This is a genomic window from Truepera sp. (assembly GCA_032027045.1).
Classification (GTDB): Bacteria; Deinococcota; Deinococci; order Deinococcales; family Trueperaceae; genus JAAYYF01.
This window is the reverse complement of sequence record JAVSMU010000001.1, coordinates 1,934,675-1,961,325: the sequence shown is the minus strand read 5'-3', so window position 1 is coordinate 1,961,325 and position 26,651 is coordinate 1,934,675. Positions and strand designations below refer to the sequence as shown.

The window sequence follows — 26,651 nt, the reverse complement described above, 5'->3', positions numbered from 1 at the left end:
GTACTACGGAGGTAACTGGATGAAGCTGGTCATCTCGAGTGCCGTGCGCACTCCTCTCGGCGCCTTTCAGGGCGCCTTCGCCTCGCTGCCTGCCGCGCGCCTCGGAGCGGCCGCGGTGGCCGGGGCCGTCGAACGCGCCGGCGTGGCGAACGACGCGGTGGACCTCGTCCTCATGGGCAACGTGCTGCAGGCCGGCCAGGGGCAGGCGCCGGCACGCCAGGCGGCCATCTACGCGGGCCTGACCAGGTCTACGCCCGCAGTGACCATCAACAAGATGTGCGGCTCGGCTCTCGAGGCGGTCATACAGGCGGGCCGCGCCATCGCGGTCGGCGACGCGCAAGTGGTGGTGGCGGGCGGCATGGAATCCATGACTAACGCGCCCTACCTGGTGCCCGGCGCGCGAGCGGGATTGCGACTCGGCGACGCCAAGCTGATCGACTCGATGATCCACGACGGCCTTTGGGACGTGTACGGCGACAAGCACATGGGCTCCTGCGCCGAACTGTGTGCCACCAAGTACGACTTCACGCGCGAAGAGCAGGACGAGTTCGCCAAGCGCTCCTACACCCGGGCGCAGAACGCCGGTGAGGACGGCACGTTCGCGGCCGAGATCGTCCCCGTCGAGGTGCCCGGCCGGCGCGGCACGGTGGTGGTAGAGCGCGACGAGGGCCCGGCCCAGGCCGACTTCGAGAAGATGGCGCGCCTGCGCCCCGCCTTCGAGAAGGAGGGCACGATCACGGCCGCCAACGCCAGCACCCTCAACGACGGTGCCGCGGCGCTGGTCATCACCTCCGAGGAGGTCGCGGCCGCCCGCGGCATGCCGGTGCTGGCGACCATCGAAGGCTGGGCCGGTTTCGCCACGGAGCCCGAATGGTTCACGTTGGCGCCACTGGGGGCCATGCACAAGCTGTTCGAGAGGACGGGCTGGGGTGCCGACAGCGTCGACCTCTTCGAGGTCAACGAGGCGTTCAGCGTGGTGCCCATGGCGGTCATGCGCGAGTTCGGGATCGGCCCCGACGTGATGAACGTCCATGGCGGTGCCGTGGCTCTCGGCCACCCGATAGGGGCCTCGGGCGCCCGGATCCTGGTGACGCTGCTCAACGCCCTGAAGCTCAAGGGCAAGAAGCGCGGCGTGGCCAGCATCTGCATCGGCGGCGGCGAGGGCCAGGCGCTGGGGCTGGAACTGGTCTGAGCCGGACTTCAGGCGGGGCCGTCACCCATGCCGCCCGCCAGCTTCTCGGGCAGGCGGCCCATCTGCACCGCCTCGGCCACCATGGGCGAGATACCCCACGCGACGATCTCGAATGCCACGGCGGCGAAGTCGTATTCGACCTTGTCCATCTCGATCTCGACGCTGTCTTCGCTGACCGTCAGCAGCGCGTAGTCGGCGCCGGGCTCGCCGTTCAGCGACAGGCCGACCGAGCCGGGATTCACGACCAGGCCGTTGGGGCCCACGCGGCGGAAGAACGGCACGTGCGTGGCGCCCGAGGCGAGTATCGAGCACCGGTGCCGTTCCAGCATGCGCGTCAGCGAGTGCGGGTCCTGGTTGAGGTTGAGGCGTTCGTTCGTGTTGTCGACGGTGCCGTGGAAGAACCGCAGCCAACCGGCCGGGGTCTGTATCCGTTTCTGAACGGGCAGGCCCTGCAAGAAGGCCAGGTGCGAGGGTTCGAGGACGCCCCGGGTCCAAGAGAGGATCTCGTCGGCCACCCCGTGGCGCTTCTTGGACGCGGAGATGAAGCCGAAGGCGAGGCGTTCGTCGGACGCCCCCAACGTGCACTCGATGCCCTCGGAGCGGATCAGGTCGATGGCCTCATTAGGCGCCGGGCCGTAGCCCACCAGGTCGCCAAGGCAGAGGATGGTGTCGACGCGGCGCCGCTTGAGCGCCTCGAGCGCCGCCTCCAGCGCGATGACGTTCGCATGAACGTCGCTGATGAGGCCGATGGTCATGGGTCCGCCGCGGCGTTCGGCGCCGGCCCCCACCCCGTCAGCGGCGCTCATGCTTGGTGGAGGTGATCAGACGCGTTCACCCAGCTCGACGCCCTCTCGCATGAAAGCGGTGAGGAGTTGCACGGCCCCCTCCAGGTCTGACTTGGAGACCATCTCGGTGACGGTGTGAACGTAGCGCGACGGCGTGGAGATCGTGAACGCGGCCGCACCGCCCCGGCCCTTCTGCAGGGCCGCGGCGTCGTTGCCGCCGAGCGGCAGCACCTCCAACTGGTACTTGATGCCGTGTTTCTCCGCCAGGGCGATGAAATGGTCGAGCAGCCAGCGCGTGCTCACGATGCTCGAGTCCATCACCTTGAGGGCCGTGCCGTGGCCGAGTTGCGTGACCCTGAGGTGGTCGCCGATCTCGGGAGTGTCGACCGCCAGCGTGGTATCCAGCGCCACGCCCACGTCCGGCGCCACCGAGAACGCGCCCGCCTGAGCACCGCGCAGGCCGATCTCCTCCTGCGTCGTGAAGACCGCGTAGAGGTCGGCGTTCATGCTCACGCCACTCAGGCGCTTGATGGCCTGGATGAGGATCCAGCAGCCCGTCCGGTCGTCGAGCGCCTTGCCCGTCACGACCTCGCCCAGGTCCTCGAACTGTTGGCGCAACGTGATCATGTCGCCCAAGCGCACCTTGGCCTTGACCTGGTCGGCGGGGAGGCCGAGGTCCACGTAGAACGCATCGAGCGTGGGCACCTTAGCGCGCTCCTCGGTGGTGCTGATGTGGATCGGCTTGCCGGCGGGGTTCATGACGCCCACCAGCGTCTCGCCGGAGATGGAGGCGTGCACGTGAACCTGCCGCGCGAAGAGGTTGCGCGGGTCGAAGCCGCCTAGTTGCTGCACCCTCAGGAAGCCCTTGTCGTCTAAGAAGCGCACGAGGAAGCCGATCTCGTCCATGTGCGCGGCCACCATCACCTTGGGCGCGCCTTCCTTACCGGCGCGCTTGAGCGCCATGAGGTTGCCCATGGCGTCGACCGAGACCTCGTCGACCAGGCCCTCTATCTCGGCGCGCACGATGGCGCGGACCTCCTCCTCGCGCCCCGGCACGCCGGGCGCCTCCGACAGACGCTTCAATAACTCCATGGTCGCGAGTCTACCGCGCTATGAGACCGCCGGCGCCCGTTAGCCAGTCGGCAACGAGGCCGAGGAGTTGGCCCGGGCACTCCTCCTGCGGTAGGTCGCCGCAGGCCTCGAGCTTCACCAGCGTGGGATCCTGCAGCTCCTCAGCCAGTCGTTCCGACTCGGACAGCGGCACGCTCCCGGCGGCGGCACCGGCCACCACGAGGGCGGGGGCACGCACCTGCTGCACGCGTCCCTCGAGGCTGACCGGGGGGCCCGCGAGGGTGACCTGCCACAGCCCCTGGTCCCAGCCGGCGACGGTGGTGCCGATCATCCGCGCCTCGCGCTGAGCGTCCGTGGCCTTGGTGCCGTCGAACCAGGCGCCCGTGTACATCTGCTCCCCCGGAGGTCCTGCGACCTGGCGCATGAGCATGGGCCCGACCCGCCGCAGCTGAGGGGTGGCGAGCAGCCACTTCGGCGCCCCCCCGCCCTGGCTGAGGAGATAGGCGGGTGTCGCCACCAGCACGAGGCCCGCCACCAGTTCGGGATGCTGGAGGGCCACCTCGAGCGCCAGGACGCCACCCGAGTTGTCGCCTACCAGCACCACGCGCTCGAGCCCGAGGCGGTCGATGAGGTCGACCGTCTGCCTCACTTGCGCCTCCGGGCCGTAAGGGTTCTCGCTGCCGCGGAAATCGTCCGGCTGCGGCCGCGAGGAGAGGCCGAAACCGGGCCGATCGAAGGCCACCACGTCACCGAAGGCTGCGAGGCCCTCCCTGATGGCGTCGAAAGAGAAGGCGTTGGAGGCGTAGCCGTGCAGCAGCACGAACGCCAGCGGCGCCTCGCCCGTGCCGGAGTACGGGGTGAAGGTGGTGTAGAGCTGCACGCCGTCCACGTCCAGCAGCCGCCCGTCCGGGCGGTCGACGGCAGCCACCGCGGCCTCGAGTGAGAGGGTGTTCGCGGGCGGCGGGATCCTGACGACGAGGGGCAGGAAGACGACCAGGAGCACGAGCAGGGCGATTATCGCCAGCGATACCTTGATGCGAAACGGCATGCCGCATGTTAAGCGCGGCACGCCGCTCGCTTGGCGTCTTGGCCCCAGCTTCAGCTCAGCTGTCTGACCACTTCGCTGAGCGCTTCTCCAAGAAGGCGCTCGTGCCCTCACGCATGTCGGCGGTGGTGACCACCATGCCGAAGAGGTCGGCCTCGATCTCGAGTCCCTGCTGCAGCGTCACCTCGAGGCCGCGAACGACGGCCTCCTTCGCCAGGCCCAGCGCGATCGGCGCGTTCTTCGCAGCCTGGCGCGCGAGCGCCACGGCCGCCTCGAGCGCGTCCTCGGCAACGCGGTTGACGAGGCCCAACTGCAGCGCCTCGTCGGCCGCGACGTGGCGCGCCGTGAGTATCAGGTCTAGGGCCCGGCTCTGACCGATCAGGCGGGGCAGGCGCTGCGTGCCGCCGAAGCCCGGGATGAGCCCCAACCCCACCTCCGGCAGGCCCATGCGGGCACCTGGCGCCGCCACCCGCAGGTCGGCCGCTAGCGCCAGTTCGAGGCCGCCGCCGAGCGCGAAGCCGTTGATGGCGGCGACGGTGGGGAAGGGCAGGGAGGCGAGGGTATTGGCCACGTCCTGGCCGCCAAGGGAGGTGTCGCGGCCCGCGAAGGAGTCGCCAAGGTCTCGCAGGTCGGCGATGTCGGCGCCTGCCACGAAGGCGCGGCCGGCGCCGGTGATGACGAGGGCGTGTACTTCCGTGTCGGAGGCCGCCAGGTCGAAGGCCAACCCCAACTCGTACAGCACGTCCTGGTTGAGGGCGTTGAGGGCTTGCTGGCGGTCGACGGTGATGATGGCTACCTCGCCGTCGAGCTCGTAGCGCAGGTGCTCGAAGGAGACCTCGCCCAGGTCTTCCAGGCCGTCGGTGTTCGGGTCGTGCTCGTCGCTCATGTTCCAGCTCCCTGTCGGGTGGGCCACGGGGCGCCACGGGTCGGGCCATGGGGCCCCTAAAGGTGGGTGATCGGTTCGGTCAGTAGTTGTAGAAGCCCTCGCCCGACTTGCGGCCGAGCTTGCCGGCGCGGACCATCTGACGAAGGAGCGGCGCCACCCTGAACTTCGGATCGCCGAACTCGGTCAGCAAGGACTCGGCCGCCGCGAGGCTCACGTCGAGCCCCACCAGGTCGGCGAGGGCCAGCGGCCCGATGGGCATGTTGGCGCCCAGCTTCATGGCCCGGTCGATGTCCTCGGCGCTGGCCACCCCTTCCGAGAGGGCGTGGATGGCGTCGTTGATGTAAGGCACCAGCAGGCGGTTGACGATGAAACCCGGCTTGTCCTCGCACACGATGGGCGTCTTGCCGATGCCCTCGGCGAACGCCCTGGCCTGCTCGACGGCTTCCTCGCTGGAGCGGAGCCCGCGGACGACCTCTACCAGCGCCATCATCGGCACGGGGTTGAAGAAGTGCATGCCGCAGAAGCGTTCGGGGCGCCCGCTGAACTCGGCGATGGCCGTGACCGAGAGGCTGGAGGTGTTGGTGGCGAGGAGCGCGCCCTTCGACGTGATCGCCGCCAGCTGACCCCAGACCTCGCGCTTGACCTCGAGCGACTCGAAGACGGCCTCGATGATCACGCCGGCGTCCTCGAGCCCGCTGATCCCGTGCCTGGCCGTCACTCGCGTCATCGCCTCGTCGGCTGCCGCCTTGTCGATCGTCTCCTTCTTCACCATGCGCGCCAAGCTGCCGCGCATGGTCTTCTCCGCGCGCTCCAGGGCCCCGTGATCGGTGTCCAGGAGGGTTACCTCGTGCCCGGCCAGCGCACAGGTCTGTGCGATGCCCGAGCCCATGGCGCCCGCTCCGATGACCGCTACTTTCATCCGTTTACTCCTCTCGCCGAACGCGCGCTGCCTCAGGGGGCCACGCAGGCGTTCAGGGTCGCCTCGATCATCTCGAGGATCGCCTCGTCCAAGATCTCCGGTGCGACGAACGAGGCGTCGCCGATGCGGTTGCTGGCCACGAGCATGCAGCCGGTTCTGACGCTTCTGAGTTTGCCCAGCATGAAGAGGGCCGAGGCCTCCATCTCCAGCGCCAGCACGCCTTTGGCAGCGAGCTCGACCGTGGCCGCCTGGGTAACGGCGTAGAAGGCGTCGTCGGTCTGGATGAGACCGACGTGCGTGGCCGGTTTCCGGCGCTTGGCGGCGGCGACCAGAGTCTGGGTCAGCTCGAAGTCCGGGACGGCCGTGTAGCTGGCTGGGCCTAGGTACTGACGGGTGGTGCCGTCGTTGGCGACGCTGCCGGTGGCGACGATCAGGTCGCCTGGAGTGATACCCGCGCCGACGACGCCGGCGGTGCCGATGCGCACGAGCGTCTTCGCGCCCTCGCGCACGAGCTCCTCGACCACGATCGCGAGGCTCGGGCAGCCCATGCCGGTGGCCTGGACGCTCACGCGGACGCCCTGGTAGGTGCCCGTGTAGCCGTACAGGTGCCGGTAGGTGTTGTAAGGCTCCGGGTTCGTCAGGAAGCGTTCCGCCACCAGAGTGGCTCGGTCCGGGTCGCCGGGTAGCAGGACGATGGGTGCTACGGCGCCCTCGGGTGCGCGAACGTGAAGTTGCGTCATCGGTTCTCATGATAGCAGGCAGGGACGTATGAACAGCCCCACGCCGAAGGCGTTTGGCGAGTGCTAGAGTGCCGCCGATGATGAACCTCGAGGACGTCCTCGCTGGACTCTGGTCCCGGCTGCCCGGGTGCCGGGTCGTGGCCGTCGTGGGCATGGACGGGCTCCTCGTCGAGCGCCACCCCAACGACGCTCAGGCGAGCAAGCTCCGCTCGGCGCCGGGCGCCGACGAGCTGGAGCGCGTGGCCGCCGACCTCACGTCCGTGCTCACGATCGTGGCGGGTGAGATGAGCCAGCAGTTGGGCGCACGGATCGACGAACTCGTGGCGCTCTCGGAGAGCGGCGGCTACCTCGCTCGGCGCGTGAACGGCGAGCTCTTCCTGTTCGTGGTCGTGGGCGCCAGCGCCGACCTGGGCTCCGTAAGACGCCTCGCCGCCGAAGTGGCTAGCGAACTGGCCGGGGCGTTCGCATGAGCGGTATACCGGCGTTGGAAGCCGTGCTGGACGAGCTCCTGGCCGTTCGCGGCGCGACCGTAGCAGCACTGGTCGACGGCGCCGGCGACATGCTGGCTGGCCGCAGCCACGACGATGCGGTCATGGCGCGTGCGGCCGGCGTCATGACGACCACCCTGGCCGCCGCCACGGCCCTCGGCGAGCTACTCCCCGGTAGCGGCGACGGCGATTCGGGCGCCTCACGCCCCAAGCAAATGATGCTCGACCTCGACACGGGACCCCTCCTGTTCGTGCCGCTCACGAAAAGCGACCGGGTGGTCGTGATGGCCTTGGAATCGGACGCGGACCTGGGTCGAGCCCGCTTCGCGGTCAGGAACCGCTTGACCAGGTTGGAGGAGCTGGCGGTCGAAGGCTGAGACCCGCCGGCCGCTCCGCGGTTAGCCTGTGGCATGAACCCGCTCAAGCTCGAGATCGACAAGGAGACGGCCCGCGGTCGCCCGACGAACGGGGCCGTGATAGCCCACACGCCGGATGAGTTTCTCCTCGACTTCGTGCTGGTGATGCCCGGTCAGCAGCCCGTCGTGACCGCGCGGTTGGTCACCAGCCCGCGGCACGCCAAGGCGCTTCTTAGGAGCCTGGAGGACAACATCCGCCGCTACGAGGGCCGCTTCGGCGTCATCCCCGAGCCGCCGGCCCGGGACGACGGGACGGGCCTTCAGGCCCTGCCTGACGACGGTAGCGAGGATCCCAACTGACGACTCGGCTGCTCGACCTTCGGTGCTCCTGTGTCGGCCACTACCCAAGGGCGCCGAGCCCGATGATGCAATGACGGCATGCCAGAGCGCGTCACCGTGTATTTCGATTACATCTGCCCATTCTCCTGGCGCGCGGCGGAACTCTTCGCGCTCATCAGCGAGCCGCTTGGCTTGGACGTCCGTTGGGAACACTTCTCGCTCTACCAGAGCGAACACGCTCGTAGGGCCCCGGGGGCGGTGAACGCGTGGCAGCTCTGGAACGAGCCGCTGGACAGGGGAGATGGGGGAGGGTGCAAGGGCCTGCTACCGTTCCTGGCCTCGCTGGCCGCTCGCAAGCAGGGCGCCCAGGCGCACGACGCGTTCCGCCTCGCGCTGCAACGCGCCAACCACATGCGTTACCAGCCTTTCAACGGGGCCACGGTGGCGGGCGTTGCCAACGAAGTGGGCCTCGACTTGGCGTTGTTCGAGCACGAGCTCGCCAACCCGGAATGCCGCACGGTGCTGGCTCAAGAGCACATGCGTGCGGCGGCCAGGGACATCTTCGGCACCCCGACCGTGGTGTTCCCGAGCGGCCACACGGCCTACCTCCGCATCCAGGAGGTGCCGCGCAGCGTGGACGAGGGGGTGGCGCTGTTCCAGGACGTGCGACGGATGCTCGAGCGTTACCCGTACCTGCAGACGGTGCGCCGACCGCGCACCAAGGGAAACTGAACCCTGACGGCCCATAGAATGTAGACTCGTGTCGTGCGTCTCGGACATAACGTGGGCCACGGCTCCGATGTGGGGCGGGTCAGGCCCTTCAACGAGGACTTCCACCGCGTCTGGAAGTTCCCCCTGGACGTTGGGGAACTGACGCTTCTTGCCGTCGCCGACGGCATGGGTGGCGCGGCCGCCGGCGAGGTCGCCAGCAAGCTCGCGACCGAGGTGCTCGACGAATCGTTCTCCCGGTACTCCGAGGAGATCCGCGCGCACCGCCCCGTGGTGGGCATCGGCAGCCTGATAGACAAGGCCATGCGGCTCGCCAACCGGCGCGTGTACGCCGCGGCCACCAAGACCCTCAACCGCCGTGGCATGGGTAGCACCCTCACCTGCGTGGCCATCGTGGGCCGCAAGGCCTACCTGGGTCACGTGGGTGATTCGCGAGCGTTCCTCGTTCGTGGAAGCAAGATCTACCAGCTCACGAAGGACCATTCCTGGGTGGAAGAGCAGGTCGAGAAGGGCCTCCTGGACGAGGCCGAGGCCGAGGAGCACGAGTGGCGCAACCTCATCACGCGCGTGCTCGGCACCCGTCCGCAGGTGGCACCCGACGTGATCGAGCTGGAGGTCCAGCCTGGTGACGTGCTCGTGCTCTCGACCGACGGCTTGCACGGTCAGGTGAAGCCCGAGGAGATCCTCGCCGAGATCCAGAGCAACTCCGATCGCCAGATGAACGTCGAGGTGCTGATCGCGCTGGCCAACGAGCGCGGCGGACCCGACAACATCACGCTCGTCATCTTCGGTGTGGAGCCATGATCGTCCTATGGGTCGCCGGAGCCATTCTGGTCGCCCTGCTCTTGCGGGCACCCGTCTGGGTGCTGGGCGCACTGCTGTCGCTGGCCGTGCTGCTCACGGTCGGCGTGCTGTGGCTCGGTGGGGTGGAGCGCGCCATCACGCCGATCGTCCTCGCGGTCATCGCGCTCGGCCTGCTCGTCCCGGCAACGGTGCAGAGCGCCAGGAGCAGCCGAGTGGCGCCCGCTAGGAGGCGGCCGCGGCGCCCCGCCGACGGGCGCACGGCCGACGGAACGGGGTCCCAGCAGTTCGAGGCGGCCGACGTGCCCGGCTACAGCCTGCTCGAGAAGGTCGGTTCGGGCGGCATGGCGAGCGTCTACCGTGCACGGAGGCTGAGCGACGATCAGGTGGTCGCCCTCAAGATCCCGATGGAACAGTACGTGGCCGACGCCAAGTTCATCCGCCGCTTCCACCGCGAGGCCGAGGTGGCGCAACGCCTCAACCATAGGAACATCGTCCGCACCTTCGAGCACGGCGCCGTCGGCGTGCAGCACTACATGGTCATGGAGTTCGTGGACGGGCGCTCCCTCGAGGGCTACATCGAGGGGCACGAGCTCGACATCCCGTTGTCGGTCGAGATCATGCGGCTCGTCGTGCGGGCCTTGCAGCACATCCATTCGGCAGGCATCATCCACCGCGACATCAAGCCGGCCAACGTCATGATCACGCGCGGCGGCATCGAGCCGGGCGACGGTAGCAAAGCTGCCCGGCTGAGGCCCGACGCGGTGAAGCTCATGGACTTCGGTATCGCCGGTGGCAAGGTGCTGTCGAGGCTCACCATGACGGGGGCCAGGGTCGGTACGCCCGTCTACATGTCGCCCGAGCAGGCGCGCGGTCTGAAGATCGACCACCGCTCCGACATCTACTCGCTGGGCCTGGTGTTCTACGAGATGCTGACGGGCCAGACGGCGTTCAAGGGTGGCTACGAGGCCATCGTTCACCAACAGATCTTCCAGACGCCTCCGCCGCCCAGGCAGGTGGACCTGCGGGTTCCCAAGGCGCTCGATCAGCTCGTCATGCGTATGATCGCCAAGGACGCCGACGAGCGGCCGACGCTCGACGAGGTCTACGACACGCTCGAGGACGTGGACTTCGAGGCCGACGATGCCGGCAACCTGCCCACGCGTCTCCTCCTGACGGTCTCGGCGCGCCAGGGCGTGCTGCGCATCCTCGACCCCGACGGCAACCTGCACACGTCGATCGGCGACATCGGTGTCGGCAGCGGCAACTTCTCCGCCGCGCCCCTCGCCGTCAGCGTCGACTCCGGCGGGGACGTGTTCGCAGCCATCTTCGAGTACCGCGTGGGCCAGCAGAGCCACAAGATGATCCACAAGCTGGCGCCGGACGGCACGGTCAAGACGTCGTTCGGCCCCTACGGCATGCAACCGGGCGAGTTCCTCTACCCGCTGGGGCTGGCCGTTGCGCCCGACGACACGGTCTACGTGCTCGACAGCGAGACGTTCATGGTGTCACGCTTCAGTAACGACGGTCGGTTCATCGCGCGTTTCGGTGGGCGCGGCAAGGGCCACGGGACCTTCGACGATCCGCGGGCCGTGGCGGTCGACTGGCGCGGCAGCGTCTACGTCCTCGATTACGGCAACCGCCAGGTCCAGCGCCTCAGCGCCGACGGCGACTACCAGACGCGCTGGGCGTTCAAGGTGTCGGCCGAGCAGCCCGGCCTGCGGCTGCTGGACGGCATGACCGTGGACGCCGATTGCAACGTCTACATCTCCGACGCCAGCGCCGGCAAGGTGCGGAAGGTGACGGCCGACGGCAAGGTAGGCGTGTCGTTCAACTTGGACGCTCGCCAGGGAGAAGGCACGGACACGCTCGTCGACCTGGGCGTCGACGACTCGGGTTACCTGTACGTGGCGCGGCGCGGGGGTCACCTGATCCGCAAGTTCGACCCCGCCGGCCGGCTGATGGAGACGTTCGAGACGTACGCGCCCCTCGTGCAGATGGTGGTGGACGTGCGGGAGCGGAGTAGTGAGGCGGCCGAGGCGGAGGCCTGAGCATAGGGGTGCTTCAGAGCATGGGGGTGCTCTGAGGGTGGCGCGTTCTGACGGTGGCGTGGTCTGAGGCCGGGTAGGGCGTATGGCCTTTAGGCGGTCTTCGAGGTGTTCCGAGGATCGGCCCGTCCGCTAGGTCAGAGTCCCGGGATGAGGCCGATGATGTTAGAGAACAGCCGTTCGACCAGGAACATGATGCGTCCTATGACGCCGGTGGCGCTGAGTACGAAGAAGAAGACCATGAAACCGAGCACGCCGAACTGCGCGATCTGCATGATCACGCGCCTTACGTCGGGGTTGCCCCAGGCGAGCGCGGCGCGGCCCATGTCGAGCGGGAGCAGCGGGAACAGGTTGACGACGGCGTGCAACACGGCGTAACTGGCGGCCACCTCGAACGAGAGGTACAGCACGGGGCTCTCGAGGGAGCGGAAGACGGCCGCGATCAGCAGGCTGACGAACGCCACTACGAGGTAGGAGCCGATGCCGGCCAACCAGACCCACGCCTCGGTGCGGCGCCGGTAGTTGCGCGAGTTGACGGGCACGGCGCGGGGCCAGCCGAAGCCGAGCAGTAACAGGAACAGGACGCCGAAGGGGTCGAGCTGGCGCTGCGGTTCGAAAGCGCCGAAGCCGGCCAGGCGCGGGCTGCGGTCTCCCAGCCTCTCGGCCACGAACGCCTGAACGATGTTGTGAAAGATGAGCGCCATGACCATGACGATGGCCGAGATGACCAGGACGGTGGGTTGGCTGATGAGCCTCAGGAACATCGGTTCACTCCAGACCGCCGGCGTTACCCTGCGCCTTGACCAGCCGCCGGGCCAGGTCGAGTTCTTCCTCGAAAGTCGCTACCTCGTGTTCGGCCCTGGCGCGGGCTACCTCGTCCAAAACACGCCCTACACGGGGTCCGGGCAGCACCCCCAAACCTACCACATCGCTCCCGCGGAGCCTCCTGCGGGGCGTGCCGGACTCTATCCTCTCGACCCTGAGGCCCAGTTCCGGGTCGATGACGCGCAGTAGCAGCCGCGCGGCCGGTTCCAGCGCCTCTAAGTCCTCGTCGCGCAGTGGCTCCGGCCGCCCCTCGTGGGTGGGCCTGAGGCCCGGATCGAGGGCCTTGTGTAGCCGCGCCAGGGTGGCGAGGTGCCGCCGGGGCCAGTTGAACTCCTCGACGTGCTTCTCCAGGTCGGCGACGGGTACGCCCACGAAAAGGGCGAGGAGGTAGGCCTCGGTGGGCACCGGCCCGGCCTCGCGCAGGGCGTCGAGGGCGGCTGTCAGCTTCAGGGGGTCCAACCTACCCTCGGCGCGGGGTAGGCCGAACATGGCCTCGAGGCCGTGCAGCTCGCAAAGAACGCTTAGCGCGGGTGCCACTCGCGGCTCGTCCAGCGTGATCTCCAGCTCGGCGCGAAGGCGCGAGCGGCTGACGTTGCCCAGGAACCGCGGGTCGAGGGCGGCGCGTGCCTGCGACAGCGTGCCGCGCTCGAAGTGGAATCCGAGCCGGCCGGCCAGCCGAGCGCCGCGCAGGATCCGCGTGGGGTCCTCCACGAATGAGAGCGGGTGCAGCACCCTGAGTTGCCGCGCCGCCAAGTCCGCCGCTCCACCGAACGGGTCGATTAGCTGGTGCGGCTGGGGCCGCAGCCTGAGGGCGAGGGCGTTGACGCTGAAGTCGCGGCGGCCGAGGTCCTTGCGCAACGAGCTGGGCGTGACGGCGGGCAGCACCCCGGGGCGGGCGTACGTCTCCTCGCGCGCCGTCGCCAGGTCGAGCATGGCGCCGCCTTCGAGCGCCAGCGTGCAGGTGCCGAAGTCCACGTGGCACGACAGTGTGCCGCCAAGGCGCGCCTGGAGGCGCGTACCGAAGCTCTCGGCGCTTTCGCCCTCGATCACGAGGTCGACGTCCTTGACGCCGGCGCCGAGCATCAGGTCGCGCACCGTGCCCCCCACCAGGTAGAGGGCCCTGCCGCTGGCCACGGCCGCGGCCTCGTCGAGGATGCGCTTCACGCGGCTGGGCAGGCGCGCGAGGAGGCCGCCCGCAACGTCCGCTCCGGTCGTCTCGCGGTGGCGGGCGCCGATCAGGTCGGTGCGCGTGACGATTCCCACCAACCGCCCGTGGTCGACGATGGGTATGCGGCCGATGTTGTGATCCAGCACCAGCGCCTCGAGTTCGGGGAGGGTGGCCGTCTTTGGGGCGCTGATCACGTCGCGGGTCATGAAGCCGCTCACGCGCGAGTTGGCCAGGCCGTGGCGGTTGGCGCGGTCGAGGTCGCGGCGCGAGACGACGCCGATGACCTGTCCGGAGTCGTCGAGGACGGGCATGCCGTTGTGCCCGAAGAGGAGGAGCTTGTCGGTCGCCTCCGCCACGGAGGTGTCGTGCCGTACCGTTCGCACGGGCGTGCTCATGAGGTCTTCGGCTACCAGCGTGGGGGCCGCGTGCAGCGCGAGCGCATCCAATACCCGCTCCAGGACCACCGGAGGGGGGTCGTTGGACTTGCCGTAGGCGGCGCCGGGGTGGCCCGCGCCTCCGATGCTGCTTGCGAGCGCCGCGGCGCAGTCGAAGCGCTCGTTACTGCGGGCGAACACCAGGGTACGGCCGCCCATCTTCACGGCCACGATGGCGGCGTCGGCGGCGAAGAGGTCGAGGAGGTCGTTGACGGTGCCGCTCACGCCCGCCACGTAGGTCGGGTGCTCGAAAGCGGCCGCGGCAACGGGCCTGTGCGCCACGAAGCGGACCTCGGTGTGGGCTAGGAGCGCGTCGCGGAAGGCCGACTGGGCGGCATCGAGGGCCGTGTGCGCGAAGCGCCTGACGACCTGGAGGTTCGCCCCGCTGGCCAGCAGGTGTGCGGCGGCGCGGTAATCGTCAGCGCTCGTCTGGTCGAAGGTGAGGTTGCCGGTGTCTTCGTGTATGCCCAGGAGCGCAAGCGTGGCGACGGGCGGGGGGATGGTCACCGCCGTGGCCATCAGCTCGCGAGTAAGCAGGGTGGCGGTGGACCCCAGCCGTTCACTGATGCCGCGCGCCGCCGCTATGCTCCCGGCCATCTGAGGATGGTGGTCGTAGAGCGTGACCGGCACGTGGCCGAGGAGCGAGTCGAACGGTCTGATGCGGCTCGGGTCGTTGGTGTCGACCACCACCAGCTCGTCGACGTCTTGCAGGTCGATGCGTTCGACCGGCGTGAGGTCGAGTTCGTCGCGGTAGAGGCGCAGGAAGGCATTGAGCTGCCGGCTGAGACCGCCCTGGATGGTGGCGGTGGAGCCGGGGAAGAGCAGCCTGGCGAGCGCCAGGCTGGCCAGGGCGTCGAAGTCGGGCTGCTCGTGCGTGACTATCAGCCGCAAGCCGCGCCTCGCGCCGTGCAGCCACGCGCCTCCCGGTTACTCGGCGCGGCTGAGTGACCCGGACGCACGTTTCAGCCGTGCTCCTGGGGGTCGGCCTTCGTGGGCGCCGGAGTTGTGGGCGTCGGCGGCGTGGGGGCAACGCCAGGTGGTACTTGCGCGGCCCGTACGGGCGCCGGGCGCCTGCGCGAGTTCAGGTAGAGCATGACGGCGCCTATGACGATGAGTGCGATCGGCAGGTACCAGCGGATGAAGGCGCTGCGGCTGCCGAAGATGAGGAGCTCGAAGAACAGGCCGAGGCCGATGGCCACCAAGACGCCGTACGTGGCCGTGCGGACGCCGGCCTTCCGCAGCTTCGGGTTGTCGGTGATCATGCCTTGCAGGTATGTGCCGACGCCGGATGCCGCCAGGATGAGGGCCCAGGCGTAGGCCCAGCCCTGCCAGTGGCCGCTGAGCGAGAAGACGAGGAGGATGATGCCTATGGCCGTGAGGACGGCGCCGGGGATGGCAAGGGCACCGTTGCTCACGGAAGAGGTGAACGCCACGAACAGGAGCGCAACTCCGGGGACTATCACGAAGAACGGCCAACCGACCTGGGCGAGGTCGAGAGCCGGGCCAGCCAGGAACAGGGCGCCGAGCAGGATGAGCCCGATGCCGATCAACAGGTCGCGTTGCTTCATAGCTTCGACCTCCTGTCCGGATTCTAGCGCCCCGGACGGGTTCCAGGGGCGTGGACGTCCGTTCGGCGTGGCGAAAGTGGTGTAGCCGCTCCTCGGCTCAGCCTCGGATGGCGCTCAGGCCGGGCTCCCCGACCGCGGAGGCGCGCTCACCGCTCTGCTTTGCGATGCGGTTGGCGATGGTGGTCAGCGCGACCTTGGCGTGCACTAGGCCGTTCTCGATGAAGACGTCGGCGGTGCGCGAACCCGAGCCCGCGGAACCTATGACGAACAGCCCTTCCACGTTGCTCTCGAAGGTTCCGGCGGTCAGCTCCGCGGCCAGGGTGCCGGGGTCGATCCTCACGCCGGCGCTCTCGAGCAGCTCGGGTGGGGCGTAGTAGCCGGTCAGCAGGAACACCCGGTCTGCCGGTAGGCGCAGTTCGGCGCCGCCCTGGTCTATCACCACCTCCGCCGGCTCGACCCTCTTCACCGTGGCTCCGAAGTAAGCGTCGATGGAGCCTTCCTTGATGCGGTTCTCCAGGTTCGGCCTCACCCAGTACTTGAGGCTGCGCCGGAAGTCGTCGCCCCGATGGACCATCGACACCTTTGCACCGGCCCGGAACAGGTCCAGGGCCGCGTCGGCGGCGCTGGAGCCGCCCCCCACGATCACGACGTTGCGGCCGTAATGAGCATGGCCCTCGTCGTAGTAGTGGGAGACGTGGGGCAGGTCCTCGCCCGGAACTCCCAGGAGCTTGGGGTTGTCGAAGTAGCCCGTGGCGACCACCACGTACCGCGCCAGTACGACGTCGTCCGGTACGTGAGGTTGCAGCCGCCAGCCCTCCGCCGGCCTGGTATGGACCTCGAAACCGCGTGAGCCGCCCGGGCACAGGGTGGGTGCCAGGCCGACCACCCGCGTGTACGCCATCACCTCCAGGTTCTCGTTCGCGACCACCTTGCGGTAGTAGTCCAGGGCCTCCTTGCGGGTAGCCTTGTCGGTGGTGGTGACGAGGGGGTGGCCACCGACTTCGAGCCGTTCCGAGGACGTGAAGAAGAGCATGGAGATGGGGTAGCGGCGGATGGCATCGACGACCGCGCCTTTCTCGAAGACCCGGTAGGTCAGCCCTGCGCGCTTGGCCAGGATGGCGGCCTCGATCCCGATGGGGCCGGCGCCGATTATCGCGAGGTCGATCATGCTGTCAAGGTACCAGGGGAGCCTTGGCTGGGTCTGGATGGTCGGTACTCGCGCCTAGGGTTCCTAGGCAAGAATCGATCGCCGGCTTCCTGGTACGCGGCGGCAATGCAAACTGAAGGCGAGCCCGGCGATGACGGGTTCAGACCTTGCCGCACGAGGGGCAGTAGCGGCACAGTGTGCAGTGTTCGCAATCGGGCTTGCGGGCGGTGCAGACGCGGCGGCCATGCAGGATCAGGGCGTGGTGGAGGAATATCCACTCGCTTTCGGGGAAGACCGCCCGCAGGTCCGCCTCCACCTTGTCGGGGTCGCGGCTCGTGGAGAACCCGAGGCGCCGCGCCAGGCGACCAACGTGCGTGTCCACGGCTATCGTGGGTACGTCGAAGGCGTTGGCCAACACCACGTTGGCGGTCTTGCGGCCCACGCCGGGCAGAGCCATGAGCTCCTCCCGGGTGCCCGGAACCTCACCACGGTGCTCGGTCATCAGGAGTTTGGCTGTGGCCACCAAGTTCTTCGCCTTGGTGCGGAAGAGGCCGATGGTCTTGATGTAAGGCTCCACCTCCTCCGCGGTGGCCACCGACAGGGCGGCGGCGTCGGGGTAGGCCGCGAAGAGGGCGGGAGTAGCCAGGTTCACGCTCACGTCGGTTGCCTGAGCCGACAACAGGGTTGCAACCAGCAGCTGGTACGGGGTTGTGAAATCCAGCTCGGTGCGCGCGTCGGGGTAAAGCGCCTTGAGTTCCGTAAGGACCTGCAGCGCGCGCTGCCGCCGCGCCTTGAGGGATTCGCGGTGAGTAACGGCCATTGCCCCGATGCTACCCCTGCCCGTGATAAGTGACCTATCCACCAGCTTCCATGGCGGCTGGTCGGGTACGCTCATGGACGCCTGGGCCGCGCATTATCCGCGAGTTGGCGGATGTGGAGCCCAAGCGGGTACGAGGGAGGCAGGATGCCGGTTTTCGAGTACAAGGTCCGTGACCGTAGCGGCAAGGTGATCACGGGTACTACCGAGGCGCTCTCGCAGCGAGACGTGGCCACGGCCTTGCGCCAGAAGGGCTACTTCGTCACCGAGATCAAGGCTCCTAAGGCCGGCCTGCAGTCCGACATCAAGCTACCCAAGTGGCTCGACTTCGGCAGTATCCCGACGGTTCGCGACATCACGATCTTCTCCCGCCAGTTCGCGACCGTCATCAACGCCGGCCTACCGGTGGTTCAGAGCCTCGCCATCCTTCAACGGCAGTCACCCAAGCAGGGCCTGAAAGACGCCCTCAAGCGAGTACGTGAGGACCTCGAGACCGGCCAGCAGCTCTCCGACGCACTGGCCAAGCACCCGCGGCTCTTCAACAGGCTCTACGTCTACCTCGTTCGCGCCGGCGAGGTGTCGGGCAACCTCGACGGCATCCTTGAACGCATCGCGGCGTACATGGAGAAGCAGGCCGCCTTGCGCGGCAAGATCAAGACCGCGCTGACGTACCCGACGGTGGTGCTCGTCATCGCGCTTGCAGTGACGTGGTTCCTCCTCACGGGCATCGTGCCGCAGTTCGCCCAGATCCTCGACCAGTTGGGTGGCGACCTACCGGTCATCACCAAGGCGCTGATCGCGGTCTCCGACTTCTTGCGTTACCAGTGGTACATCCTCATCGGCATCATCGTGGTGGTGGTGGTGGGCCTGGGCCTTTACTACCGGACGAAGAACGGCCGTAGGGTGCTCGACGGGTTCGTGTTGCGCATGCCGGTCGTAGGCACGCTCGTGCAGAAAAGCGCAATCGCGAGCTTCTCGAGCACGTTCGGCCTGCTCCTGCGCTCGGGCGTCAACATCATCGAGTCGATCGAGATCACCAAGGGCACCGCCGGCAACGCCATCATCGAGGACATCCTCGACGAGACGAAGGACAACGTCCAACGCGGCGAGCAGATCAGCACCACGCTCATCAAGTACCCACAGGTCTTCCCGCCCATGGTCTCTTCCATGATCGCCATCGGCGAGGAGACGGGCGCCGTGGACGGCATGCTGGAGAAGGTGGCCGACTTCTACGAACGCGAGGTCGACGAGGCCGTCGACAGCCTCACCGCCGCCCTCGAGCCCATGCTCATCGTGTTCCTCGGCGTCATCGTCGGCTTCATCGTGGCCGGCATGTTCCTGCCGATGTTCTCGATAATCGGGCAGTTGAGTGGGTAGGTATGTTGTTGTAGAGCGGTAGTTAGAACTGAGAACACGGAAGTCTAGTTGAGAACAAACTGAGAACGGACGGAACTTGACCTGAGAACGCCGATAGAAGCCGATACCCGCTGGCGAAGTCTTAACGGCGTACCTGAAGGCGGGACTCGGTCGCTTCAGCCTTTGTCGGTTTGCGGCGCTCGACCGAGGGGAGCTGGTTCTTCTCTATGTGTCGTCCGGTTTGCTTAACACCTGACAATTCGCCAGTTCTCTAGTTCTCGACATCCCTTCTACTTCTGGATGTAGCGCCTCAACTGCCTGGATGTAGCGCCTCAACTGGGAGCCGAAATCGTCTCACCGTCTCGAATAAGACACCTCGTGCCTCAGAGTCAACTAGTGATCAGGGGGAGCATCCGAGGGTGATAAGGATTGCTGGCGCTTACGCAACGAGCAAACCTAGTTCAAGGGGTGCCAAGAGGCGATGGGCCGCTCATTAGTCGGACACGCAGTGCGAAGTCGAGCAAATGGCTCAGGCCCGGTGCGTCATAGAACTTGGTCCTTGCGGCGCTCCCGAGTCGCCTATCCCTTTAGGAGCGATGGGGATAGCAGCGGCCTCACGGCGTCGTTGGCGAGTCGGTAGTACGCCATGCGGCCATCCTTGCGGAAGGCGACGAGCCCGTGGGCGCGCAGGAGCCGCAGTTGGTGGCTCATGCTGCTCTCGTTGACGCCGGCGACGGCAGCCAGGTCGCAGACGCACAGCTCCTCTCGCGCGAGGGCGCTGAGGACGCGGTAGCGGGTCGGGTCGGCGAGGAGCTTGAGGCGCTCGGTGGCGGCCTCCACCTCCGCGGCGCTTGGGAGGGCAGCTTCGACGCGCGCGACGGCGTCGGGGTGCATGAGGCGCACCTCGCACTCGCCGGTGGTGTCGATTGACGGGCTAGGAAGCGTGCTTGTGGTCATCTCGTCTCTTTCACGGAACTCCGCTATAGCGGTGTCGCTCGCTGGCGCTTTTGTTCGCCCGGCGCCGCGTCAGCGGCCACCTGGGGCCATGCCGAGCGCGCGAAGCATCACGCCCAGCGCGCCGCACTCCCAGAGGATGAACGCGCCGAGGCCAATGAGTACGAACGGCACCAGCACGTCGCCGTAGCGGCTGATGGTGCGGGCCACGGCGGGCAGCTTCGCTAGGCGCGCACCTGCGAAGCACCAGACCGTGACCAGCGCGAGGAACACCAGCACCATGACGCCTAACTGGGTGGGTGGCGTGGCGGCGAACAACGGCACGTACACGCTGAGGTTGTCGGCGCCGTTGGCGATCGTCACGGCGGCCACCGTCCAGGTGGGAGGCGCGAACAGACCACCACCGCGACTGCCGCTTGCGCCGCTGATGCGCTGCATCACGCCCTCCTCTTCCTCGTCCTCTCCACCGCGGCGCAAGGCCAGGATGCCAAGCGCGATGGGCAGGAAGCCGAGGAAGCCGATGTACTCCCGCGGGAGGAGGAGCGCCCCGAGCGCGCCCAGCAGGCTCACTGCGACAAGCGCCGCGAACCCCAGGTACTGGCCGGCGACTATGTGTCGGCCCTGTAGGCTCCCGCCGACCGAGCCGAACCACATCGTGAGCAGCACGATGTCGTCGATGTTCGTCGCGGCGAACGCCAGCAGGGCCGTGACTATGGTCGTGAGCAACGTCAGGCCGGCTCGGCGGACGACGTGGGCCGGAAGCGCAGCAGCCGCAGGGCGTTGGCGGTCACCACCACGGTGGCGCCGGTGTCGGAGAGGATGGCGGGCCACAGGCCGGTGATGCCCAGGAGGGTGGTGACGAGGAACACGGCCTTGAGCCCCAGGGCGAACGTCACGTTCTGGCGGATGTTGCGCATGGTGGCGCGCGAGAGCTCGATCAGGTCGCTCACGCCCGTGGCGTTGGCGCGCAGCAGCGCGGCGCCGGCCGTCTCGAGCGCCATGTCGGTGCCGCCGCCCATGGCGACGCCCACGTCGGCTCGCGCTAGGGCGGGGGCGTCGTTGATGCCGTCGCCCACCATCGCCACCTGGCCGTGGCGCTTGAGGTCGTCGATGGCGGCGAGTTTGTCCTCGGGCAGGAGCTCGCTCCGCGCCTCCAGGCCCAGGCGCGCGGCGATGGCCTGGCCGGTGCGGGCGTTGTCGCCGGTGAGCATCACGCTCCTGACGCCCAGGCGCGCCAGGCGCTTGATGGCTTCGGCGGCGTCGGCGCGCGGCTCGTCGCGGATGGCGATGAGCCCGAGCGGGGTGTCGCCCTGCAGCAGCACCACCACGGTCTTGCCCTCGTCTTCGAGGCGCGCGGCCTGCGCTTGGGCTGCGGGAGGCAGCGGGGCGCGCTCGGCGGCGTAGCGGGGCGAGCCGACGGCGTATGCCTTGGATGGTGGCGGTGACCGCCTGGCCGGGCACGGCGCGCGCGTCCTGCGCGGCGGGGACCTCCAGGCCCGCGGCGCGCTCGAGGATGGCCCTGGCGAGCGGGTGGGCGGAGCCCGTCTCGACCGCCGCCGCGAGCCGGAGCACCTCGTCCTCGCTCGCGGCGAGGGGGACGACGTCGGTGACCTGCGGGCGGTTCTCGGTGAGGGTGCCGGTCTTGTCGAACGCCACCGACCTGACGCCGCCGATGCTTTCGAGCACGGCGCCGCCCTTGATGAGCAGCCCTCTGCGCGCGCCGGCGCTGATGCCTGACGTGACCGCGGCCGGCACGGAGAGCACCAGCGCGCAGGGGCAGGCGATGAGCAGGAGCGCGAGCGCGCGGTAGACCCACTCCTCCCACGAGGCGCCGAACAACAGCGGCGGTACGACGGCCACGAGGGCGGCCATCAGCATGGCGGCGGGGGTGTAGACGCTGCTGAAGCGGTCGATGAACCTGGCCACGGGCGCCTTGCTGGCTTCGGCCTCCTCGACGAGGTGGATGATCCTGGCGATGGTGCTGTCTGAGGCGGGTTTGTCGACGCGCACGCTCAGCACGGCGTCGGTGGCGATGCTGCCGGCGAACAGGGTGTCGCCGGGCGCCTTGGTGACGGGCATGCTCTCGCCCGTGACGGGCGCCTCGTCGATGCCGGCTGAGCCCTCGACGATGGTGCCGTCGGCGGGCACGCGCCCGCCCGGCTGCACGCGCACCAGGTCGCCCACGGCCAGCGCCGCCACCGGCACCTCGCGCGCCCTCCCGCCTTCGAGCAGCAGCGCCACCTTGGGCGCCAGCGCCGCCAGCGCGTGGATGCCGGCGCGGGCGCGGCCGGTGGCGACGTTCTCGAGGAGTTCGCCGATGGCGAAGAGGAACACCACGATGGCGCCCTCGGGCGCCTCGCCGATCGCCACCGCGCCCAGGGCGGCCAGGGCGATGAGGGTGTTGATGGTGAAGGGTCGCCCCAGCCGAGCGCTCGCCCACGCCTTGCGGGCCAGTGGCGCCACGCCGATGAGGGTGGCGGCGGTGAAGCCCCAGGCCGCCAGGCTCGGGAAGGTGAGCGCGAGGAGCGCGCTCACGGTGAGGAGCGCGCCGGTGACGATGACGAAGCGGCCCTTGGGCGTCCGGTGCCAGGCACGGTCGGGCGCGAGCGGTGCGGGTGCGCCGGCGCCCGCGTCGCCGCCCTTGCGGAGCGGCGGGTAGCCGAGGCGCGTCAGGTCCCGCTCCAGCGCAGCGCGCGGCGTGCGCGCCTCATCCAGGGTGAGGCGCAGCGTCTGGGTGGTGAAGTTCACGCTCACGTCGCTGGCGCCGGCGAGGTTGCCGATGGCGCCCCTCACGGTGCGGGCGCACTCGGCGCAGTCCATCTCGGACACGAAGTACTCGAGGGTCGCGGCTGGGGTGGCGGGGCGCTCACTCATGGTGCCGGGAGCCTATCATCTGTATACCTGAGCAGGTATAGAGTATGTCGGTCGGCGGCGTCCGCGCAGGCGCCCGCACGATGCCGCCGCCCCGCCCCGGCGCGCAGGAGGAAGAGCCCGTGAGACCACCACGCCAGCAGGGCCGCTCGCCCTGGCTAGAGCCAACACCCGCATGCCTGGCGCCGCGGGCGCCCACCGCGCGATCAGCCCGCGCGCGCCTCCGGGCGCTGCTCGCCGCCATGGTGCTGGCGCTGAGCGGCGGCGCCCTGGCGCACGCCACCTTGGTGTTCGGCACGGTCACCACGCAGCCCACGCTTCCGCGCGCCGGCGAGCGCATCACGCTGAACCTCAAGATGCACGATCCCGTGAGCACGCCGGTCGAGGACGCCATCGTGTTCCTGGAGGCCGAGCCTCAAACGGACCTGGCGGACGCGCCGGGCGAGAGCGCGGAGAGCCTGATCATCGCGGAGCCGGTGGTGAGCACCGAGCGCTTCACCGAGGTCGCGCCGGGCGTGTACCAGACGGAGTTCGTGCTGCCGGATGGGGGCGCGTGGCGGCTGGTGTTCCGCGACCAGACCTTCCGCCAGGAGGAGGCGCGCGCCGGCGTCACCCTAGTAGTGGGCGCGGGCGCGACGGCCGAGCCGCTTTACTTCGTGTTCCCGCCCACCGCCACCGGGCCCGAGAGCCTGGCGACCTGGCTGGTGTTCGTGGTGGGCATCCCGCTGCTGGCCGGGGTAGGCATCACCGTGGCGGCGCTGCGCAAGGGGGCAGACGAGGCGCCCACGCGGGAGCCCGCGAGCGCAGGCGAAGCCGACGCCGACCCGCCGGAAGCGCCGTGACCCGGGCCGCCAGCCTTCCCGCCGCCTCACGCTTCTGAACCCGCGCCACGATTGGAGCCCTACCCCGTGACTCAGCGCCGCCTCACCCTCGCCACTATCGCCGTCCTCGCCCTCATCGCCGGCGGCTTCCTCGCCTACCGCCAGTTCTTCGCCCCCGCCGCCACCGTGAGCGCCCCCGCCAGCGGCTACGCCGGCCAGCCCACCCTCGGGCGGGCGAACGCGCCCGTGAAGCTGATCCTGTTCGAGAACTTCCTGTGCGAGCACTGCAAGGCGTTCGAGGAGGGCGTGTTCCCGAGGATCAAGAGCGACTACATCGACACGGGCCAGGTGCAGGCGTACTACGTCAACCTCGCCTGGGGCAGTGAGAACGCCACCAGCGCCGGTCTCGCCGGCGAGTGTGCCTACCGACAGGACGAGCTCGCGTTCTGGGAGTACAAGCGCGTCCTCTACGCCGCGCAGACCGACGAAGCCGGCGACTGGGCGAGCACCGACAACCTCGTGGCCATCGCGCGGAGCGTGCCCGCCCTCGACGCCGAGGAGCTGCGCGCCTGCCTCGCGGACGGGCGCTACCTGAGCGAGGTGCAGCGCGACCTGGAGCTCGGCGACCGGGTGGGCGTGCGCGGCACCCCCTCCATCGTGGTGGACACGCAAGGCTTCGAGGCGCCCAGCTACGAGACCCTCGCCGGCGCCATCGAGCGCGCGCTCGGCGAGCGCTGACGCATGGCCAAGCGCACCATCCTGCTGGCCGCGCTGACGGTGCTCCTGGCCCTCGCCGCCGGCGCTGCGCTCTACGGCCTGCGGCCGGGAACCACGCCGCAGTGGCGCGGCGTGCTGCTCGACAACCCGCCGGCCATGGGCGACGTCACCCTGGCCACCACCGGCGGCGCGCGCGTCGCCCTGGCGGACCTCGACGCCCCCTACTTGCTGGTGTTCTTCGGCTACACGAGCTGCCACGACGTGTGCCCGCTCACCATGGCGCGCCTGGCGACCGCCTACCGCGACCTGGGCGAACCGGACGAGGTGCAGGTGGTGATGGTCACCGTCGACCCCGCCACCGACACGGCCAAGCGCCTGCAGGCCTACGTGGAGGGCTTCCACCCCGCCTTCCTGGGCCTGCGCGGCAGCAACCAGGAGGTCGCCGGGGCCGCCCTGCGCTTCTACGTGGGCGTCAACGCCCTGGGCGACGGCTTCGTGGCGCACTCCGATCCCGTCGCGCTCCTCGGGCCCGACCGCACCATGCGCCTGCTCTACCCGCAGGACCGACTGGCGGGTCTGGAGGGGGACCTGCGGGCCGTGCTTGCAGGCCGGGCGTGGTGACAGACGCCCTCGTCACGGCATCCGCCGCTCAGGCGGCAGGGTCTTGTGTCGGCTGGTAGAAGGTGATGAGGTTGCGGTCGGGGTCGAGCACCCCGAACTCGCGCGCGCCGTACCACTCGTCGCGCAGCGGCGCGTTGGGGTGCAGCACGCCCAGCGGCCGCAGCGCCGCGTGGAGCGCGTCCACGTCCGTGACGGCGATGCGGCAGCTCGCCGTGCCGGCCAGGAACGACTCGGCGCCCGACAGCACCGGCGCTGTGGCGTGGCGCTGGCGCCAGGCCTCGTCGCCGGCCGTCCACAGGTGCAGCTCGACGGCGTCGCGCCGCAGGACGGCGAAGCCCGCCTCGCCGTGAAGCAGGGCGAAGCCGAGCTGGTCGCGGTAGAACGCCACGCTCCGCTCCAGGTCGCGCACCGGCAGGGCCGGTATGGCGTGCAGCATCCTCAAGTCCCGCCCCTCCCTCGTGAACCGGTCGACCTCGTCATCCTACCCAGCCCGCGTGCTGGCCCAATGGGGCGCGCTCCTCAGGCGCAGCAGGAGAGCTTGGTCACGTCCTGGGTGAACGCCTGCGCCGCCAGCTTCACGCCCTCCGCCCACGTCAGGTAGGGGTGGAGGGTGGTGGCGAGGTCGGCGCTGGTGAGGCCGAAGCGCACTGCCAGCGTGGCCTCGCCGATGACGTCGCCGGCGTTGGCGGTCAGGAGGTGCGCGCCGAGCAGGCGGCCGCCGGGCGCCTCCGCCACCAGCTTGATGAGGCCACGGTCGGAGCCGGTGACGGCCGCGCGCGGGATGGCCGCCGCCGGCAGCGTCGCCACTTGCACGGCGTGTCCCGCCGCCCGCGCCTGCGCCTCCGTCAAGCCCACGGCGGCGAGCTGCGGGTCGGTGAAGGTGACGCGCGGCACGGTGCTCGCGTCGAGCGGCGCGGCCGGCGCGCCCGTGAGGTCGGCGAGGGCGGCCTGCGCCGCCACCCGGCCCGCCGCGGCGGCGAGGTAGACGAACTGCGGCGCGCCGGTGACGTCGCCGGCGGCGAACACGCGCGGGTTCGAGGTGCGCATGAACTCGTCGACGCGCACGAAGCCGCGCGCGTCGACCTCCACCCCCGCGCCCCCCAGGCCGAGGCCGGCGGTGTTGGGGCGGCGGCCGGTGGCCACCAGGAGCTGCTCGGCGTGCAGCGTCTCTTCCGCGCCGCCCTGCTCGACCTCCAGGCGGTAGCCGGCCGCGTCGCGCTCCACGCGCGTCACGCGCGCGCCCGGGCGCAGCTCCAGCCCTTCGGCGGAAAGGGCGTCCGCCAGTGCGTTCGAGAGTTCGGGGTCCTCGCCGGGCAGGATACGCGGGGCGACCTCGAGCACGCTGACCCTGACGCCGAAGCGCGCGAACGCCTGCCCCAGCTCCAGGCCGACGGCGCCGGCGCCGAGCACGATCAGCGACGCCGGCAGCGCCTTAAGCTCCATGGCGCTGGTGCTGGTGAGGGCGCCCGCTTCCGCCAGGCCGGGGACGGGCGGCAGGGCGGGCGCCGCGCCCGTGGCGAGCACCACCCTGCGCGCGCCCACCACCGCCTCGCCCACGCGCACGCGGCCCGCCCCCAGGAGCGCGGCCTCCCCGCGCAGGAGTGTCACGCCCTCGTAGCCGGCGAGCACGTCGAGGTACTTCTTCTGCCGGAGGCGCGCGATCACATCGCGCTTGCGCGCCTGCGCTCGCTGCCAGGCGGCTTGCGCCTCGCCGGCGAGACTCGGGAAGCTGGTGCGGGCGGCGTGGAACTGAGCGGCCGCCTCGAGCAGGAGCTTGGAGGGGATGCAGCCGACGTTGACGCAGGTGCCGCCCACCACCGCGCCCTCGGCGATGGCGACGCGCGCGCCCAGCTCGGCGCCGCGGATGGCGGCGGCGGTGCCCGCCCCGCCCGTGCCGATGATCAACAGGTCGTAATCGGAGTTCTCTGCCCTGGCCATGTGCGCAGGCTAGAC

27 protein-coding genes and 1 pseudogene are annotated in these 26,651 nt (G+C 69.4%); 12 read left to right on the top strand and 16 right to left on the bottom strand.

Going from position 1 to position 26,651, the window contains the following annotated elements; all coding sequences use genetic code 11:
• Window positions 1-19 precede the first annotated feature (19 nt).
• Window positions 20-1,192, top strand: coding sequence for a thiolase family protein (locus ROY82_09025; GenBank protein ID MDT3682598.1), 1,173 nt, complete (start codon window positions 20-22; stop codon window positions 1,190-1,192).
• A gap of 8 nt (window positions 1,193-1,200) precedes the next feature.
• On the opposite strand, the gene ROY82_09020 is transcribed toward ROY82_09025, so the two are convergent.
• The 6 genes from ROY82_09020 to ROY82_08995 all read right to left on the bottom strand — a co-directional run bounded on the left by ROY82_09020 (window position 1,201) and on the right by ROY82_08995 (window position 6,638).
• On the bottom strand, window positions 1,201-1,998 hold the full coding sequence (locus ROY82_09020) for a metallophosphoesterase family protein (protein MDT3682597.1): 798 nt from the start codon (window positions 1,996-1,998) through the stop codon (window positions 1,201-1,203).
• 15 nt (window positions 1,999-2,013) lie between these two features.
• A complete protein-coding gene (locus ROY82_09015; GenBank protein MDT3682596.1) occupies window positions 2,014-3,069 on the bottom strand; it encodes a M42 family metallopeptidase in 1,056 nt (351 codons plus the stop codon).
• A 10-nt stretch (window positions 3,070-3,079) separates the two neighbouring features.
• A complete protein-coding gene (locus ROY82_09010) occupies window positions 3,080-4,096 on the bottom strand; it encodes an alpha/beta hydrolase (protein ID MDT3682595.1) in 1,017 nt (338 codons plus the stop codon).
• 55 nt (window positions 4,097-4,151) lie between these two features.
• Window positions 4,152-4,979 (bottom strand): enoyl-CoA hydratase-related protein, encoded by an 828-nt coding sequence (locus ROY82_09005; protein MDT3682594.1) that lies wholly within the window; start codon window positions 4,977-4,979, stop codon window positions 4,152-4,154.
• Between the two features lie 79 nt (window positions 4,980-5,058).
• Entirely contained in the window at window positions 5,059-5,898 is an 840-nt protein-coding gene (locus tag ROY82_09000; GenBank protein ID MDT3682593.1) for a 3-hydroxyacyl-CoA dehydrogenase NAD-binding domain-containing protein, read from the bottom strand.
• A gap of 32 nt (window positions 5,899-5,930) precedes the next feature.
• Entirely contained in the window at window positions 5,931-6,638 is a 708-nt protein-coding gene (locus ROY82_08995; protein MDT3682592.1) for a purine-nucleoside phosphorylase, read from the bottom strand.
• Window positions 6,639-6,715: 77 nt separating this feature from the next.
• Between ROY82_08995 and ROY82_08990 the strand changes: the two genes are divergently transcribed.
• From ROY82_08990 to ROY82_08965, 6 genes are all read left to right on the top strand, one after another.
• Window positions 6,716-7,108 (top strand): hypothetical protein, encoded by a 393-nt coding sequence (locus ROY82_08990; GenBank protein MDT3682591.1) that lies wholly within the window; start codon window positions 6,716-6,718, stop codon window positions 7,106-7,108.
• Window positions 7,105-7,503, top strand: coding sequence for a hypothetical protein (locus ROY82_08985; GenBank protein ID MDT3682590.1), 399 nt, complete (start codon window positions 7,105-7,107; stop codon window positions 7,501-7,503). The genes ROY82_08990 and ROY82_08985 overlap by 4 nt, the downstream gene beginning before the upstream one ends.
• 33 nt (window positions 7,504-7,536) lie before the next feature.
• Complete coding sequence (locus ROY82_08980; GenBank protein ID MDT3682589.1) at window positions 7,537-7,842, top strand: DUF3467 domain-containing protein; 306 nt, start codon at window positions 7,537-7,539, stop codon at window positions 7,840-7,842.
• 78 nt (window positions 7,843-7,920) lie between these two features.
• On the top strand, window positions 7,921-8,553 hold the full coding sequence (locus tag ROY82_08975) for a DsbA family protein (GenBank protein ID MDT3682588.1): 633 nt from the start codon (window positions 7,921-7,923) through the stop codon (window positions 8,551-8,553).
• A gap of 33 nt (window positions 8,554-8,586) precedes the next feature.
• Window positions 8,587-9,354 (top strand): Stp1/IreP family PP2C-type Ser/Thr phosphatase, encoded by a 768-nt coding sequence (locus ROY82_08970; GenBank protein ID MDT3682587.1) that lies wholly within the window; start codon window positions 8,587-8,589, stop codon window positions 9,352-9,354.
• On the top strand, window positions 9,351-11,402 hold the full coding sequence (locus ROY82_08965; GenBank protein ID MDT3682586.1) for a protein kinase: 2,052 nt from the start codon (window positions 9,351-9,353) through the stop codon (window positions 11,400-11,402). The genes ROY82_08970 and ROY82_08965 overlap by 4 nt, the downstream gene beginning before the upstream one ends.
• A 134-nt stretch (window positions 11,403-11,536) precedes the next feature.
• Here the strand turns inward: ROY82_08965 and ROY82_08960 are convergent, their stop codons facing one another.
• The 5 genes from ROY82_08960 to nth form a co-directional block, all read right to left on the bottom strand.
• Complete coding sequence (locus ROY82_08960; GenBank protein MDT3682585.1) at window positions 11,537-12,163, bottom strand: site-2 protease family protein; 627 nt, start codon at window positions 12,161-12,163, stop codon at window positions 11,537-11,539.
• Between the two features lie 4 nt (window positions 12,164-12,167).
• On the bottom strand, window positions 12,168-14,717 hold the full coding sequence (locus ROY82_08955) for a CBS domain-containing protein (protein MDT3682584.1): 2,550 nt from the start codon (window positions 14,715-14,717) through the stop codon (window positions 12,168-12,170).
• A gap of 71 nt (window positions 14,718-14,788) precedes the next feature.
• On the bottom strand, window positions 14,789-15,394 hold the full coding sequence (locus tag ROY82_08950; GenBank protein ID MDT3682583.1) for a hypothetical protein: 606 nt from the start codon (window positions 15,392-15,394) through the stop codon (window positions 14,789-14,791).
• A 97-nt stretch (window positions 15,395-15,491) separates the two neighbouring features.
• The gene (locus ROY82_08945) at window positions 15,492-16,562 is read right to left on the bottom strand and encodes a YpdA family putative bacillithiol disulfide reductase (GenBank protein MDT3682582.1); all 1,071 of its coding nucleotides are present in this window, start codon (window positions 16,560-16,562) and stop codon (window positions 15,492-15,494) included.
• Between the two features lie 139 nt (window positions 16,563-16,701).
• Entirely contained in the window at window positions 16,702-17,361 is a 660-nt protein-coding gene (gene nth, locus ROY82_08940) for an endonuclease III (GenBank protein MDT3682581.1), read from the bottom strand.
• A gap of 144 nt (window positions 17,362-17,505) precedes the next feature.
• On the opposite strand from nth, the gene ROY82_08935 reads away from it, so the two are divergent.
• The gene (locus ROY82_08935) at window positions 17,506-18,735 is read left to right on the top strand and encodes a type II secretion system F family protein (GenBank protein MDT3682580.1); all 1,230 of its coding nucleotides are present in this window, start codon (window positions 17,506-17,508) and stop codon (window positions 18,733-18,735) included.
• 558 nt (window positions 18,736-19,293) lie between these two features.
• Here the strand turns inward: ROY82_08935 and ROY82_08930 are convergent.
• The 3 genes and pseudogenes from ROY82_08930 to ROY82_08920 form a co-directional block, all read right to left on the bottom strand.
• Window positions 19,294-19,671: a metalloregulator ArsR/SmtB family transcription factor gene (locus ROY82_08930; protein MDT3682579.1), complete on the bottom strand. Its 378-nt coding sequence runs from the start codon at window positions 19,669-19,671 to the stop codon at window positions 19,294-19,296.
• Window positions 19,672-19,740: 69 nt separating this feature from the next.
• Window positions 19,741-20,394, bottom strand: coding sequence for a cadmium resistance transporter (locus tag ROY82_08925; GenBank protein MDT3682578.1), 654 nt, complete (start codon window positions 20,392-20,394; stop codon window positions 19,741-19,743).
• 122 nt (window positions 20,395-20,516) lie between these two features.
• Window positions 20,517-22,038: pseudogene (locus ROY82_08920) on the bottom strand (heavy metal translocating P-type ATPase).
• A 328-nt stretch (window positions 22,039-22,366) separates the two neighbouring features.
• Between ROY82_08920 and ROY82_08915 the strand changes: the two are divergent.
• The 4 genes from ROY82_08915 to ROY82_08900 all read left to right on the top strand — a co-directional run bounded on the left by ROY82_08915 (window position 22,367) and on the right by ROY82_08900 (window position 24,698).
• Window positions 22,367-22,573 carry a hypothetical protein gene (locus ROY82_08915; protein ID MDT3682577.1) on the top strand — a complete coding sequence of 69 codons (207 nt, stop codon included), beginning with the start codon at window positions 22,367-22,369 and terminating at the stop codon, window positions 22,571-22,573.
• Window positions 22,574-22,661: 88 nt separating this feature from the next.
• Entirely contained in the window at window positions 22,662-23,381 is a 720-nt protein-coding gene (locus ROY82_08910) for a hypothetical protein (GenBank protein MDT3682576.1), read from the top strand.
• A 66-nt stretch (window positions 23,382-23,447) separates the two neighbouring features.
• Window positions 23,448-24,098 carry a thioredoxin domain-containing protein gene (locus ROY82_08905; GenBank protein ID MDT3682575.1) on the top strand — a complete coding sequence of 217 codons (651 nt, stop codon included), beginning with the start codon at window positions 23,448-23,450 and terminating at the stop codon, window positions 24,096-24,098.
• Between the two features lie 3 nt (window positions 24,099-24,101).
• A complete protein-coding gene (locus tag ROY82_08900) occupies window positions 24,102-24,698 on the top strand; it encodes an SCO family protein (GenBank protein MDT3682574.1) in 597 nt (198 codons plus the stop codon).
• Window positions 24,699-24,726: 28 nt separating this feature from the next.
• Here ROY82_08900 and ROY82_08895 read toward each other — a convergent pair whose 3' ends face one another.
• Window positions 24,727-25,140 (bottom strand): VOC family protein, encoded by a 414-nt coding sequence (locus ROY82_08895; protein MDT3682573.1) that lies wholly within the window; start codon window positions 25,138-25,140, stop codon window positions 24,727-24,729.
• A gap of 77 nt (window positions 25,141-25,217) precedes the next feature.
• The gene (merA, locus tag ROY82_08890; protein MDT3682572.1) at window positions 25,218-26,636 is read right to left on the bottom strand and encodes a mercury(II) reductase; all 1,419 of its coding nucleotides are present in this window, start codon (window positions 26,634-26,636) and stop codon (window positions 25,218-25,220) included.
• Window positions 26,637-26,651 lie beyond the last annotated feature (15 nt).